Source organism: Nocardia colli (assembly GCF_008704205.1).
GTDB lineage: Bacteria > Actinomycetota > Actinomycetes > Mycobacteriales > Mycobacteriaceae > Nocardia > Nocardia colli.
The window spans coordinates 13470-27120 of sequence record NZ_VXLC01000010.1 but is presented as its reverse complement, the minus strand read 5'-3'; the positions used below and the strand labels follow the sequence as shown (position 1 = coordinate 27120).

The following is a 13651-nucleotide window of genomic DNA, read 5'->3' as shown; positions in this document are numbered from 1 at the left end:
GACCATGACGACGCAGGGGGTCGCGTTGAACGAGCACACCGAACCGGTACGGCGGCAGGCGCTTTCGGCCGTCCGGCTGGACGGGGCCCGGTTGTCCTTCGGCGACCGGACGCTCTGGCAGGAATTGGATCTCGACGTCGCGCCGGGCGAATTCGTCGCGGTGCTGGGGCCCAACGGTTCCGGCAAGACCTCGCTGATGAAGGTGCTGCTCGGCCAGCTCGGGCTCAGCGCGGGCACCGCGCGGATCGCCGGTGCGCCCGCGCGGACCGGAAATCCCGATATCGGCTATGTGCCGCAACAGAAGACGATCGACGCCGGGGTGCAGTTGCGCGGCGTCGACCTCGTCGGCCTTGGCTACGACGGCCACCGCTGGGGCCTCGGGCTGCGGGCGCGGGCCGAACGCAAGCGCAAGGTCGCCGCGGCGATCGCCGATGTCGGCGCGGAGAAGTTCGCGAACGCGCCGCTGGAGACCATGTCCGGCGGCGAGCAGCAGCGGCTGCGGGTGGCGCAGGCGCTGGTCGGCGACCCCAAGGTGCTGCTCTGCGACGAACCGCTACTGAGCCTGGACCTGGCCAATCAGCGGCTGGTGGCGGAGCTGATCGACAAGCGCAGGCGCGGCCACGACACCGCGGTGCTGTTCGTGACGCACGAGATCAATCCGATTCTGCCGCTGGTGGATCGGGTGCTGTACCTGGTGGACGGCAAGTTCCGGATCGGCACGCCGGACGAGGTGATGACTTCGGACGTGCTGTCGGAGCTGTACCAGACCGAGGTCGATGTGCTGCGGGTGCGCGGGCGGCTGGTGGTGGTCGGGACCGGGGACACCATGGACGCGCTCGGCACGGCCGGCGCGCACTGCCACGGCGACAACCCGGCGGTCGTCGAACCGGAGGCGAGCGTGGTGCGCTCGTGATCGACAAGCTGTCCGGGGTGCTCGGCAAGATGTTCGACTTCGGCACCACCGCGAACCTGATGTCCTACGACTTCGTGCAGCAGGCGGTGCTGGCCGCCGCGCTGCTCGGGCTGCTGTCCGGGGTGATCGGGCCGCTGATCATCAGCAGGCAGATGTCGTTCGCGGTGCACGGCACCAGCGAGCTGTCGCTGACCGGCGCGGCCGCGGCGCTGCTCGCCGGGATCGGCGTGGGCGTCGGCGCGATCGCCGGGTCGGTGGTCGCGGCGGTGCTGTTCGGGTTGCTGGGAACGCGTGCCCGCGAACGTGATTCGGTGATCGCGGTGGTGCTGTCGTTCGGGCTCGGACTGTCCGTGCTGTTCCTGTGGCTGGGTCCGGATCGGGCCGGGTCGAAGTTCTCGCTGCTGACCGGGCAGGTGGTCAGCGTGGGCAACAGCGGGATCACGCTGCTCGCGGCCTGCACCGTCGGCGTGCTCGCGGTGCTCGCGATCGTCTACCGGCCGTTGCTGTTCGCCAGCTCGGACCCGGAAGTCGCGGTGGCGCGCGGGGTTCCGGTGCGGGCGCTGTCGATCGTGTTCGCCGTGCTGCTCGGCATCACCGCGGCGTTCGGGGTGCAGATCGTCGGCGCGTTGCTGGTGCTCGCGTTGCTGATCACGCCCGCCGCCGCGGCCGCGCAGCTGACCGCGAATCCGGTGCGGGCCACCGTGTTCGCCGTGATCTTCGCCGAGATCGCCGCGGTGGGCGGCATTCTGCTGTCGCTGGCGCCCGGCGTTCCGGTGTCGACGTTCGTCACGACGATCTCGTTCCTGATCTATCTCGCCTGCCGGGTGATCGGGAGCCGGCGCCGGCAGGTCGCCCGCGCCCGCTGAGGTCCGGGCGGAACATGGCCGCAGATCTCTACGCGCCTGCGCCGTCGGGTGCATAACGTTCGGAACGGCCCGTCGGGCGGCTTTGATGGCGGGTGCCTTCAGTCGCTCGGCCAGGGTTTCGTATGCTCGACGCAAGCACCCTCCGAACGATTGGTGACCAACGATGATCGACTTCTCGATGCCCGCCGAGCTCGCCGCCGAACGCGATCGAGTACGCCAGTTCGTCATCGACAAGATCGTTCCGTTCGAACGGGATCCGCGGCTCACCGCGCACGGGCCGACCGACGAGCTGCGCCAGGAGCTGGTCGAGCTGGCCAGGGCGGAGAAGCTGCTCACCGTGCAGGCGCCGGAGTCGCTCGGCGGGCGCGGGCTCTCGCACATCGAGCAGGCGGTGATCTACGAGGCGGCCGGCTGGTCCACCCTCGGCCCGATCGCGATGAACTGCGCGGCCCCGGACGAGGGCAACATGTTCCTGCTGTCCAAGGTGGCGAACCCGGAGCAGGTCGAGCGCCACCTCGCGCCGATGGTCGCCGGGCAGCACCGCTCGGTGTTCGCCATGACCGAGCCGGACGGCGCGGGCTCGGACCCGGCCCAGCTGGCCACCACCGCCACCTTCGACGGCGAGAACTTCACCGTCAACGGCCGCAAGTGGCTGATCACCGGGGCCAACGGCGCCAAGACCTGGATCATCATGGCCCGGCTCGCGGAGAACCCGCACCTGCCCGCCGGCCCCACGCTGTTCCTCACCGACGGCGATCAGCCGGGCATCGTCATCGAACGCACGATGAACACGATGGACCGCAACTATGTGGCCGGGCACGGCGTCGTCCGGTTCGACAACCTGACGCTGCCCCAATCGGCCCTGCTCGGCGACGCGGGCCAGGCGCTGCGCTACGCCCAGCTGCGGCTGGCCCCGGCCCGGCTCACGCACTGCATGCGCTGGCTCGGCGCGGCCGAGCGGGCGCAGAGCATCGCGGTCGCGCACGCGCGCACCCGGACCGCGTTCGGCAAGCCGATCGGCGAGCACGAGGGCGTGTCGTTCATGTTGGCGGACAACGAGATCGCACTGCACCAGTGCCGGCTGACCATCTGGCACGCCTGCTGGCTGATGGATCAGGGCGAGAAGGCGCGGCACGAGAGCTCGATCGCGAAGTCGTACGTCTCCGAGGAGCTGTTCAAGGTGGCCGACCGGTGCGTGCAGGTGCTCGGCGGCATCGGCATCAGCGACGAGACGGTGGTCGAGATGATCTTCCGCGACATCCGCGCGTTCCGGCTCTACGACGGTCCGACCGAAGTGCACAAGTACGCGATCGGGCGCAAAGTACTGCGTGGTTGAGCGAGGTTTTTCGGGCCCGGGTCAGGGCGGGGCCACCTCGACTAACATGCTGGCATGAGTTCGGAACTGCACGTCGATGTCTCCGCGGGCATCGCCGTGCTCACGCTCAATCGGCCCGCTCAGCAGAACGCCTTCACCCCGGCGATGGCCGCCGAATTGAGCGCCGCGTTGCAGCGCTGCGATGACGAGGACAATATCCGGGTCGTGGTGATCACGGGGACGCCGCCCGCGTTCTGCGCGGGCGCGGATCTGTCCAGCCGGGTCGGCGACGTCAGCGCGACCATCGAGCCGGCCCCGTGGCGGGTGCGCAAGCCGGTGATCGCCGCGGTGAACGGGCACGCGGTCGGCATCGGGCTGGCCCTCGCGTTGCAGTGCGACCTGCGCTACATGGCGCGGGACGCGGTCTACGGGCTGAACCAGGTCCGGCGCGGCGTGGTGGCCGACGGCTACTCGCACTGGACGCTGCCCCGCCTGGTCGGCATGGCCAACGCCGCGGACATCATGCTGACCGGTCGCACCTTCGACGGCGACGAGGCCAAGGCGATGGGCCTGGCCAACGGCAGCATGCCCGGCGGCGAGGTGCTGCCGATGGCCTTGGCGATCGCGCACGACATCGCCAACGGGTCGGCGCCGCTGCCGGTGGCCATGTCCAAGCGGCTGCTGTGGGAGGGGCTCGGGATGAGCCCGGCCATGGTCGGGCAGCTGGAGACCGACCTGAACGCGCACGTCAGCAAGAGCATCGACGGCGGCGAGGCGATGGCGGCGTTCAAGGAACGCAGGCAACCCAACTGGACCGGCAGCGTCAGCGAGGAATGGCCGGCCTGGGACGCCGAAGAGGAGCAGGAACGCCCCAGCCTCGATTAAGCGTTGCCGCCCAACAGGATCAGCAGATAGAGCACCCCGAAGATGATCATGAAGATGGTGCCGATGATGCCGAGGATGTACCCGACCACCACCTGAACCCGCCCGCCGTAGGCGCCGTGGGACTCCTCGATCTGGTCCAGGGCACGCTTGCCCATCGCCCACGCCACCGGACCGAGCACGCCGCAGCAGAGCACGCTCGCCACCCCGAGCCAGAGCACCGCCGTCGCGTTCGGATGCTCGATCGGATTGCCGATGGGCTGGTTCGGTATGACCACGACGCGAATTCTACGGTGCCGACGCGCCCCACCGCGTCTATTGCCGTGTGCCGGGGGGCGTTTCGCGATCGGTCAGTAGCGGCGCTGGCGCGCGATTTCGGCGAGCACGACGCCCGCGGCCACGGAGGCATTGAGCGATTCGACCGGGCCGGCCATCGGGATACTCAGGATCGAGTCGCAGTTCTCCCGGACCAGGCGCGAGAGGCCCTTGCCCTCCGAACCGACCACGATGACGGTGGGTTCGCGGCCGTCGAAGTCGTCGAGGGTGGTGTCGCCACCCGCGTCGAGGCCGACCACCTGGATGCCCTGCGCCGCCCAATCCTTCAGCGTGCGAGTCAGATTCGTCGCGCGGGCGACGGGCAGCCGGGCCGCGGCGCCGGCGCTGGTGCGCCAGGCGACGGCGCTGACGCTGGCGCTGCGCCGCTGCGGGATCAGCACGCCCTGGCCGCCGAACGCGGCGACCGAGCGGATGACCGCGCCGAGGTTGCGCGGGTCGGTGATGTTGTCGAGGGCGACCAGCAGCGCAGGCTCGGCCGTGCTGCGCAGCTCGGCGAGCAGGTCGTCCGGGTGCGCGTAGCGGTACGGCGGCACCTGCAGGGCGACGCCCTGGTGCATGCCGTTGGCGCTCAACCGGTCCAGGTCGCCGCGCGGCACCTCGAGAATGGAGATGCCCGCGTCCGCGGCCATCTTGACGCTCTCGGTCAGCCGCTCGTCGTTCTCGGCGCCGAGCGCGACGTACAGCGCCGTGGCGGGCACGCCCGCGCGCAGGCATTCGACCACCGGGTTGCGGCCGAGCACCATCTCCGGGCTGTCGTCGTCCTTGCGGCCGGCGGCGCGACCCGCGCTGCCGCGCGGTCCGCCGCCGCCCTTGGCCGCGGCCTTCGCCGCGGCGGCGGCGCGCTTGGCCGCCGGATGCTTGGTGCGCGCCTCGGCGGGCGGGGTCGCGCCGCGACCCTCGAGCCCGCGCCTGCGCTTACCGCCGGAGCCGACGACGGCGCCCTTCTTGGTCCCGCCCTTGCGGATCGCACCACGACGCTGCGAATTGCCTGCCATTACTTGGCCTTTCCAGGTTGTAGCGCGTCCGGCGCCGTGAGCGGCGCAGCGCCAAGGGCCCATTCGGGACCGTTTTGCGTGTCGGTGACCTCGATTCCGGCTGCCTGCAATCGATCGCGGGCGGCATCGGCGCTCGCCCAATCCTTGTCTGCTCGCGCCTGTTGACGGCGGTCGAGCTCGGCGCGCACCAGCACGTCGAGCGCGCCCAGTGCCGCCGACGAGTCGCGTGGGGTGAACCAGTGCGGATCCAGCGGGTCGACACCAAGAATACCGAGCATGGCGCGGACCTGTCCGGCCAGGTCCCGCGCGCTGTCGATCGCGCCCGATTCCAGGGCCTTGTTGCCCTCGTGCACGGCACGGTGGATCTCGGCCAGCGCCTTCGGCACGGCGAGGTCGTCATCGATGGCCGCGGCGAACGCATCGGTCCACTTGCCCACCGGGATGTCGCCCGCGCGATCGGCGGTGCGGTGGATGAACGCCTCGATGCGCTGATAGGACTGGGCCGCGTCGTTGAGCGCCTTGTCCGAGTACTCCAGCATCGAGCGGTAGTGCGCGCTGCCGAGGTAGAACCGCAGCTCCACGGCGCGCACATGGGTGAGCACGTTCGGCACGGAGAGCACGTTGCCCAGCGACTTGGACATCTTCTCCCCGCCCATGGTCACCCAGCCGTTGTGCAGCCAGTACTGGGCGAAGCCGTCGCCGGCCGCCTTCGACTGGGCGATCTCGTTCTCGTGGTGCGGGAACACCAGATCCATACCGCCGCAATGGATATCGAATTCGGGGCCGAGGTAGAACTCGGCCATCGCGGAGCATTCCAGGTGCCAGCCGGGCCGGCCCGGACCCCACGGCGACGGCCAGGTGGGCTCGCCGGGCTTGGCGGCCTTCCACAGGGTGAAGTCGCGCGGGTCGCGCTTGCCCTCGCCCGCGCTCTCGCCCTGGTGCACGTCGTCGAGGCGGTGACCGGACAGGCTGCCGTAATCGGGGTAGCTCACCACGTCGAAGTAGACGTTGCCTTCGGAGGCGTAGGCGTGCCCGCGCTCGATCAGCCGCTGCATCATGTCGACCATCTGGGTGATGTGGCCGGTGGCGCGGGGCTCGACGGACGGCGGCAGCACGCCGAGGGTCTCGTAGGCGTTGTCGAAAGCGCGCTCGTAGGTGGCGGCCCACTCCCACCACGGCCGGCCCGCCTCGGCGGCCTTGTTGAGGATCTTGTCCTCGATGTCGGTGACGTTGCGGATGAACCACACGTCGTAGTCGTGCGCGAGCAGCCAGCGGCGCAGCACGTCGAAGGCGACGCCGCTGCGCACGTGGCCGATGTGTGGCGCGCCCTGCACGGTGGCACCACACAGGTACACCGAGGCACGGCCGGGAACCAAGGGCGCGAAGTCGCGCATGGTTCGCGTGTCGGTGTCAAAAAGGCGCAGCGTCACGGCGTTCGATCCTAGCTGGTAGATAGACCTGTACCCGGACCGGCTCGGGTCCGTCGGAGCGGGGTCAGCGACAGGATTGCAGCAGGGCGGTTGCCATGGCGGCAATGCCCTCGCCGCGGCCGGTCAGTCCGAGGCCGTCGGTGGTGGTGCCGGAAACCGAGACCGGGGCGCCGAGCAGCTCGCCGAGCAGTTGCTGGGCCTCGGCCCGGCGCGGGCCGATCTTGGGTCGATTGCCGATCACCTGGACCGCCGCGTTGACGATCTCGAAGCCGGCCTCGTCGAGCAGCCTGCGCACTTCCTTCAGCATGGCGGCGCCGGAGACGCCCGCCCATTCCGGGCGGCCGGTGCCGAAGACCGCGCCGACGTCGCCGAGTCCGGCGGCGGACAGGAGTGCGTCGCAGAGCGCGTGGGCGGCGACGTCGCCGTCGGAGTGGCCGGCGCAGCCGTCGTCACCGTCGAAGAGCAGCCCGGCCATCCAGCAGGGGCGGCCGGGTTCGATGGGGTGCACGTCGCTGCCGATGCCGACGCGCATATTCGCCACCGCGCTGCGCTCGGTCATTGAGCCACCGCCCGGCGCAGGTCCGCGCCGTCGAGCACCGCGTGGGCGAGCAACAGGTCGAGCGGAGTGGTGATCTTGAAAGCCATTGGGTCGCCAGGGATGGTGTGCACCTGCGCGCCGAGCAGTTCGACGAGCCCGGCGTCGTCGGTGGCCTGGACGCCGTCGGCGAGGTAGGCCGAGCGGAGCAGTCCGGCCGCGAAGCCCTGCGGGGTCTGGATGGCGCGGAGCTGGGCGCGATCCGGCGTGCCGGTGACCGCGCCGGCCGCGTCGACGGATTTGATCGTGTCGGCGACCGGAAGCGCGGGGACCACGGCGAGATGTCCGGCGCGCAACTCGGCGGCGACCCGGGCGATGAGCGCGGGCGGGGTGAGCGCCCGTGCGGCATCGTGCACGAGGTAGTAGGCGGCCTCGGGTGCGGCGGCGAGACCTGCCCGCACCGAGTCGATGCGTTCGGCGCCGCCGACGACCACGTGTACCGAATCCGAGGGCGGCAGCAGGGCAACGGCGCTCTCGACGAATTCGGCGGGAACCATAACGATGATCCGGTCGACCGCGCCGGAGGCGATCAAACCTTCGACGGCGAGCCGGACCATAGGGCTGCCGCCGACCGGGACGAACGCCTTGGGTGTGGCTTCACCCAGGCGGACGCCGCGACCGGCGGCAGGCACCAGAGCAACGACGGTTCCGTCGGTGAGACGAGCACCGTTGTCGAGTTTGTTCACGGTCAGGAAGCCGCGGCGAGGACCTCGTCCAGCAGCGTCTCGGCCTTGCCGTCATCGGTCCCCTCGGCGAGCGCGAGCTCACCGACGAGGATCTGCCGGGCCTTGGCGAGCATCCGCTTCTCACCGGCGGACAAGCCACGATCCTGCTCACGACGCCACAGGTCGCGGACGACTTCGGCCACCTTGTTCACGTCGCCGGAGGCGAGCTTCTCCAGGTTGGCCTTGTAACGGCGGGACCAGTTGGTCGGCTCCTCCGTGTGCGGCGCGCGCAATACCTGGAAGACTCGATCGAGACCTTCCTGGCCGACGACATCACGTACGCCGACGTATTCAGCATTCTCAGCGGGAACCCGAACAGTCAGATCGCCTTGGGCGACCTTCAGGACCAGATACTCTTTTTGCTCACCCTTGATGGTGCGAGTCTCGATAGCTTCGATCAGCGCCGCTCCGTGGTGGGGGTAAACGACGGTGTCTCCGACCTTAAAAATCATGTGTCCCGTGCCCCTTTCGATGTTCACAGTTTAACATGCGACTCGGTAACGGCGCGATCAACTGTGCAGGTCAGGGCCACAACGAGGTAGCGGTGGGGCTTGACAGAACGGGGTCGGTGTGCATTACGTTGTGCCAGAACGGGTTACCTCCCCGCACTGCCCCCGTCCCGGCCCCCCGACCTGAGCTGGCAGTGCGTTCGCGATCCGCCGATGCTCGACCGATCTGTTACCAACCGACCCGCGCGTCGCGAGCCCCGGCTCCCGGTCCGTAGCGGGAACTACTACGCTGCCTAGTTATTACTCTCCTTACGGAGATGAGCCCGGTCGACATGGAGGGACAACCCGTGACTGCCCTGAAAGCTGTGACCGCCCTGAAGAAGGCGCGACGTCGCATGGTGCCGGTTGCCGCACTCGCCGCCGGCGCGGCTATCGCGCTGACCGGCTGTAGCTCGGGCCAGATCTCGCAGACCGCGGACCAGGTGGCCGCGATCAACGGCAACCACGCCGACATCGGCAAGGTCGCGCTGCGCAACGTGCACATCGTCTTCCCCGCCCAGGGCACCGAATACAACAACACCAAGGGCGGCAAGGCGATCATCGCGCTGTCCATCATCAACAACAGCCCGTCCGTGCCGGACGAGCTGACCAGCCTGACCACCGACCTCGGCACCGTGAAGATCACCCCGGCGGCCGGCAAGTCGACGGTCGAGCTGTCCCCCCAGCAAACCGTGGTCGCGGCCACCAAGCCGGTCAAGGCCGCGACACCCGCGGGCGACGCGCACGCCGCGCCGACCAGTTCGGCCGCCCCGACCTCGGCCAAGCCGGACGCGCACGGCGCCGACCACGCCGACGTCGCCGAGGCCACCGTCGATCCCGAGGCGCGCCCGATCCTGATCGAGATCACCGGCCTGACCAAGGACATCACCCCGGGCCTGACCTACAACGTGGCGTTCAACTTCAAGCAGAACGGCACCGTCCAGGTCCAGGTGCCGGTCGACGCGGGCGCTGCCACCGCCCGGCAGGAGTCGGACAAGTCCGGCGCGACCGAGGCCGAGCACAAGGGCGGACACTGAGCGTCTAGCCCCCTTACGGAGATGGCTGCCACACCTGCTGGATGTGGCAGCCGTTCGTTTTCCCGGCCACGCGCCGTCTGCGGGCCTGGACGGGCGGGTTTTGTCGGACGCGGTACGTAAGGTGCGCGTGTGGCCAAGACCAAGTCGATCTTCCGGTGCTCCGCCTGCACGCACGAGGTCGCCAAGTGGGTGGGCAAGTGCCCGGACTGCGGGGCGTGGGGCACGGTCGACGAGGTAGCCGTCGCGCCGACGGGTGCGGGCGCGCCCGCCCGGCGCGCGATGCTCCCGAGCACCGCCGCCGCGCCGATCTCCACCATCGACTCGCAGATCACCAGGGCCAAGCCGACCGGGGTCAGCGAGCTCGACCGGGTGCTCGGCGGCGGCGTGGTCCCCGGCTCGGTGGTGCTGCTCTCCGGCGAGCCGGGCGTCGGCAAGTCGACCCTGCTGCTCGAGGTCGCGCACCGCTGGGCCAGGCAGAACGACGCGAAGGCGCTCTACGTCACCGCGGAGGAATCGGCGGGACAGGTGCGCCTGCGCGCCGACCGCACCGGCGCGGTGCACGAACGGGTCTATCTCGCCGCGGAATCCGATCTCTCCGTCCTGCTCGGGCACGTCGAGCAGGTGCAGCCGACGCTGCTGGTGGTCGACTCGGTGCAGACCATGCTGGCGCCGGAGGTGGACGGCGTGATCGGCGGCGTCACCCAGGTACGCGCGGTGACCTCCGCGCTGACCTCGCTGGCCAAGGCGAGCGGCATCGCGGTGCTGCTGGTCGGGCACGTGACCAAGGACGGCAATGTCGCGGGCCCGCGCACCCTGGAACACCTGGTCGACGTGGTGTTGCAGTTCGAGGGCGACAAGAACTCCTCGCTGCGCATGGTGCGCGGCCTGAAGAACCGCTTCGGCAGCGCGGACGAGGTCGGCTGCTTCGAGCTGCACGAGGACGGCATCGCCTGCGTCGACGACCCGTCCGGGCTGTTCCTGCACCACCGCACCGATTCGGTGTCGGGCACCGCGGTGACGGTCGCGATGGACGGCAAGCGGCCGCTGGTGGCCGAGGTGCAGGGGCTGACGGTGGAGACCGAGATCCCGAATCCGCGCCGCGCGGTCAGCGGGCTCGACTACAACCGGGTGGCGATGGTGCTGGCCGTACTACAGAGCCGCGGCAAGGTGTTCCTCGGCAAGTCCGACGTCTACGCGGCGACGGTGGGCGGCATGCGGCTGCTGGAGCCCGCGGCCGACCTGGCCATCACGCTCGCCATCGCCAGCGCCAATTCCGAGGTGGCGATTCCGGCGGGCTGGGTGATCCTCGGCGAGGTCGGGCTGGCCGGCGAGGTACGCAAGGTGACCGGGCTGGAACGCAGGCTGGCCGAGGCCGAGCGGCTCGGCTTCACCACCGCGCTGGTGCCGCCCGGCTACACCCCGCTCAAACGCGGCGGCATGAAGATCCACGAGGTGGCCGACGTGCGCTCGGCCATCCGCATCACCGGCACGCGCAAGCGGCGCGCGCCGAAGGAAGAGAAGGAAGTGGCACCCGATTTCTGATCGGCCCGGCCGAATCCGGGAGGGCTCAGGCAGGCGTCAGGTTGAACGGCTCCGGCGAGCTGTGCAGCGAACCGAATTGCGCGATCACCTGATACGCCCCCGCGGGCACCGGCACCCGCTCACCGACGCAGCCCTGCTGCGAGGTGGTGCCCGACCAGCGCACCGTGAACAGCGCCTGCTCACCGGGTTTCAGGTTCCGCTGGTTCGACTCGTCGACCGGCGAGCAATCCGAACTCGTCCAGAATCGGCGCTGACCGTCCAGCGACAGCACCGACGCCTGGATCTGCGCCAGGTTCATGTCCCGCTGGCAGACCGAGCTGGAGATGTTGGTGATGACGAAGCGGAAGTTCGGCTGCTCGCCGACCTTGTAGGTCGGCTGGTCCACGCTGATCTTGATCGCCAGCGACTGATCCGCGCACTGCCCCGGTCCCACCGCGGGCTCGTTCGAGGCGGTCGAGGCGACGCTCGGCGACGCCGCGGCGCTGGATTCGGCCGGGCCCGCCGCCTTGGTGGTCGAGGCGTCGGCGGGCTTGCTCGGCGTCACGGACGACGAACCGGCCGCGACGGGCTTCGAGTCACCGGGCGAGTCACCGCCGCGCGAGACCGTCAGCACGAGCCAGATGACCAGCGCCAGCGCGACGACCAGGGCACCGATCGCCAATGCGCGTCGACGCCAATAGATCTCCGGTGGCAGCGGTCCATTCGGTTCCAGCACGCCTCAACGGTAAGGGCACGACCGGGCGCGACGACTCATACGCCCGGCGTGTCGGTCCGGATTACGCGATCGTGGCGATCCAATTCCGGCCCGCACGCTGGGCTGACACCGACCCGGACGGCTCAGGCGAGCTCGCCGATGTTGCCGACGACACGCTGCAACTTCACCTGTCCGTCGGCGAGTTTGTATGTGACACAGGCGATCGCCAATTCGCCGGCCGCGACACGCTGCGAGATGATCATCGATCGCTGCATGAGCAACCGGCTCGTCTCGACCACGTGCCTGGCCTCCATCTCGTCGACGGTGGACAGGCCCTCGCGGCGGCCGATCAGAATGGACGGCGTGACCCGCTCGACGACGCTGCGGATGAATCCGCCCGGTACTTCGCCGCCGTCCAGCGCATCGATGGTGGCCTTCACCGCGCCGCAGCTGTCGTGCCCGAGCACCACGATCAGCGGCACATTCAGCACCTCCACCCCGTACTCGATCGAGCCGAGCACCGAGCTGTCCACGACGTGGCCCGCGGTGCGCACCACGAACATGTCGCCGAGCCCCCGGTCGAAGATCAACTCGGCGGCGACCCTGGAGTCACCGCAGCCGAAGAGGATCGCGGACGGATGCTGGCCGCTGACGAGCTTGGCTCGGTCGGAGGCGCCCTGGCTAGGATGCTGCAGCGCACCGGAGACGAAGCGGTCGTTGCCTTCGCGCAGAGACTTCCAGGCAGTGACCGGATTTGAATCAGGCATACCGACCATTGTGCACAAGGCTTGTGTTACCAGCCAGTTCGTTTGGTTACGGGTCGGCAAATACCGGCCGGCGGCAATAGGACAGGAACCGTGAGGAAAGCACCGAACAGCATCGATGCCGACGTGTTGCTCGACTGGTACGCGGAGACCGCACGCGACCTGCCGTGGCGACGCCGCGAGGTCACCGCGTGGCAGATCCTGATGAGCGAGATCATGTTGCAGCAGACCCCGGTGGTCCGGGTCGAGCCGATCTGGCGGGAGTGGGTGGCGCGCTGGCCGGTGCCCTCGGCCATGGCGGCCTCCTCGCAGGCCGAGGTGTTGCGCGCGTGGGGCAAGCTCGGTTACCCGCGGCGGGCGCTGCGGTTGCACGAATGCGCGCGGGTGCTGGCCGCGGAGCACGGCGACGAGGTGCCCGCCGATGTGGACGTGCTGCTCGGCCTGCCAGGAATCGGGGCGTACACGGCGCGGGCGGTCGCGTGTTTCGCCTACGGGCAACGAGTTCCGGTGGTGGACACCAACGTTCGTCGGGTTGTCGCCCGGGCCGTACACGGGCGGGCAGAGGCCGGGAATCCGTCATCGCGGGATCTGCCGGAGACCGAAGCGCTGCTGCCGCAACAGATCGATCGTGCGGCGGTGTTCTCGGCCGCGCTGATGGAACTGGGCGCGACGGTGTGCACGGCGCGCACTCCGGACTGTTCACGGTGCCCGCTGCCGACCTGCGCATGGGTCGCGGCGGGGCGTCCGGTCTCCGAAATCGTCCGTCGCACACAGAAGTACGAGGGCACCGACCGCCAAGCGCGGGGCAGGCTGCTCGACGTGCTCCGTGGCGCGACGGGACCGGTCGAGCAGGTGCGGCTCGATCTCGCCTGGCCCCGTGATCCGGGCCAGCGCGCCCGCGCGCTCGACTCGCTGCTGGTGGACGGCTTGATCGAGCAGACCGTGGACGGCCTGTTCGCGCTCGCCGGCGAGGGCGGCAACGCCCCCTGACCGGTCGCGGCCGAACGCCCCAGCGCCACACGCTTTCTGATTTCCCGCACCGAGAATTGCGTGCGATTTTCGGTGCGGG

At 69.7% G+C, this 13651-nt stretch carries 15 protein-coding genes; 7 read left to right on the top strand and 8 right to left on the bottom strand.

Annotated features, from left to right (window positions below; translation table 11 throughout):
• Window positions 1–4: 4 nt before the first annotated feature.
• From F3087_RS21030 to F3087_RS21015, 4 genes are all read left to right on the top strand, one after another.
• Window positions 5–913 (top strand): metal ABC transporter ATP-binding protein, encoded by a 909-nt coding sequence (locus tag F3087_RS21030; protein WP_150403732.1) that lies wholly within the window; start codon window positions 5–7, stop codon window positions 911–913.
• A 29-nt stretch (window positions 914–942) separates the two neighbouring features.
• Window positions 943–1779, top strand: a complete 837-nt coding sequence (locus F3087_RS21025; RefSeq protein ID WP_150403995.1) for a metal ABC transporter permease — start codon at window positions 943–945, stop codon at window positions 1777–1779.
• 163 nt (window positions 1780–1942) lie between these two features.
• A complete protein-coding gene (locus F3087_RS21020) occupies window positions 1943–3115 on the top strand; it encodes an acyl-CoA dehydrogenase family protein (protein WP_150403731.1) in 1173 nt (390 codons plus the stop codon).
• Between the two features lie 54 nt (window positions 3116–3169).
• A complete protein-coding gene (locus tag F3087_RS21015; protein ID WP_150403730.1) occupies window positions 3170–3979 on the top strand; it encodes an enoyl-CoA hydratase/isomerase family protein in 810 nt (269 codons plus the stop codon).
• Here the strand turns inward: F3087_RS21015 and F3087_RS21010 are convergent.
• The 6 genes from F3087_RS21010 to carD form a co-directional block, all read right to left on the bottom strand.
• Window positions 3976–4254 carry a DUF4190 domain-containing protein gene (locus F3087_RS21010; protein WP_150403729.1) on the bottom strand — a complete coding sequence of 93 codons (279 nt, stop codon included), beginning with the start codon at window positions 4252–4254 and terminating at the stop codon, window positions 3976–3978. The two genes, F3087_RS21015 and F3087_RS21010, sit on opposite strands and share 4 nt — an antisense overlap.
• A gap of 72 nt (window positions 4255–4326) precedes the next feature.
• Window positions 4327–5307 carry a 23S rRNA (guanosine(2251)-2'-O)-methyltransferase RlmB gene (gene rlmB, locus F3087_RS21005; RefSeq protein ID WP_150403728.1) on the bottom strand — a complete coding sequence of 327 codons (981 nt, stop codon included), beginning with the start codon at window positions 5305–5307 and terminating at the stop codon, window positions 4327–4329.
• Window positions 5307–6737, bottom strand: a complete 1431-nt coding sequence (cysS, locus tag F3087_RS21000; protein ID WP_150403727.1) for a cysteine--tRNA ligase — start codon at window positions 6735–6737, stop codon at window positions 5307–5309. The genes rlmB and cysS overlap by 1 nt, the downstream gene beginning before the upstream one ends.
• 64 nt (window positions 6738–6801) lie before the next feature.
• Complete coding sequence (gene ispF / locus F3087_RS20995) at window positions 6802–7269, bottom strand: 2-C-methyl-D-erythritol 2,4-cyclodiphosphate synthase (protein ID WP_150403994.1); 468 nt, start codon at window positions 7267–7269, stop codon at window positions 6802–6804.
• Window positions 7270–7292: 23 nt separating this feature from the next.
• Complete coding sequence (gene ispD / locus F3087_RS20990) at window positions 7293–8018, bottom strand: 2-C-methyl-D-erythritol 4-phosphate cytidylyltransferase (protein ID WP_150403726.1); 726 nt, start codon at window positions 8016–8018, stop codon at window positions 7293–7295.
• A 2-nt stretch (window positions 8019–8020) separates the two neighbouring features.
• Window positions 8021–8509: an RNA polymerase-binding transcription factor CarD gene (gene carD, locus F3087_RS20985; protein ID WP_011206964.1), complete on the bottom strand. Its 489-nt coding sequence runs from the start codon at window positions 8507–8509 to the stop codon at window positions 8021–8023.
• Window positions 8510–8853: 344 nt separating this feature from the next.
• Here carD and F3087_RS20980 point away from each other — a divergent pair, with 344 nt between their 5' ends.
• The gene (locus F3087_RS20980) at window positions 8854–9582 is read left to right on the top strand and encodes a hypothetical protein (protein WP_223885243.1); all 729 of its coding nucleotides are present in this window, start codon (window positions 8854–8856) and stop codon (window positions 9580–9582) included.
• 129 nt (window positions 9583–9711) lie between these two features.
• Window positions 9712–11124, top strand: a complete 1413-nt coding sequence (gene radA / locus F3087_RS20975; protein WP_150403725.1) for a DNA repair protein RadA — start codon at window positions 9712–9714, stop codon at window positions 11122–11124.
• Window positions 11125–11149: 25 nt separating this feature from the next.
• Here the strand turns inward: radA and F3087_RS20970 are convergent, their stop codons facing one another.
• Window positions 11150–11839: a hypothetical protein gene (locus F3087_RS20970; RefSeq protein WP_150403724.1), complete on the bottom strand. Its 690-nt coding sequence runs from the start codon at window positions 11837–11839 to the stop codon at window positions 11150–11152.
• Window positions 11840–11961: 122 nt separating this feature from the next.
• The gene (locus tag F3087_RS20965) at window positions 11962–12585 is read right to left on the bottom strand and encodes a carbonic anhydrase (protein WP_150403723.1); all 624 of its coding nucleotides are present in this window, start codon (window positions 12583–12585) and stop codon (window positions 11962–11964) included.
• A gap of 90 nt (window positions 12586–12675) precedes the next feature.
• On the opposite strand from F3087_RS20965, the gene F3087_RS20960 reads away from it, so the two are divergent.
• The gene (locus F3087_RS20960; RefSeq protein ID WP_150403722.1) at window positions 12676–13572 is read left to right on the top strand and encodes an HhH-GPD family protein; all 897 of its coding nucleotides are present in this window, start codon (window positions 12676–12678) and stop codon (window positions 13570–13572) included.
• The last annotated feature ends 79 nt before the right edge of the window (window positions 13573–13651 follow it).

Excerpts from the sequence above, each read along its gene's own strand:
- carD (WP_011206964.1), bottom strand. The coding sequence starts at position 8,509 with ATGATTTTTAAGGTCGGAGACACCGTCGTTTACCCCCACCACGGAGCG.
- F3087_RS21015 (WP_150403730.1), top strand. The coding sequence starts at position 3,170 with ATGAGTTCGGAACTGCACGTCGATGTCTCCGCGGGCATCGCCGTGCTC.
- F3087_RS21030 (WP_150403732.1), top strand. The coding sequence starts at position 5 with ATGACGACGCAGGGGGTCGCGTTGAACGAGCACACCGAACCGGTACGG.
- F3087_RS21025 (WP_150403995.1), top strand. The coding sequence starts at position 943 with ATGTTCGACTTCGGCACCACCGCGAACCTGATGTCCTACGACTTCGTG.
- F3087_RS20965 (WP_150403723.1), bottom strand. The coding sequence starts at position 12,585 with ATGCCTGATTCAAATCCGGTCACTGCCTGGAAGTCTCTGCGCGAAGGC.
- rlmB (WP_150403728.1), bottom strand. The coding sequence starts at position 5,307 with ATGGCAGGCAATTCGCAGCGTCGTGGTGCGATCCGCAAGGGCGGGACC.
- ispF (WP_150403994.1), bottom strand. The coding sequence starts at position 7,269 with ATGCGCGTCGGCATCGGCAGCGACGTGCACCCCATCGAACCCGGCCGC.
- F3087_RS21020 (WP_150403731.1), top strand. The coding sequence starts at position 1,943 with ATGATCGACTTCTCGATGCCCGCCGAGCTCGCCGCCGAACGCGATCGA.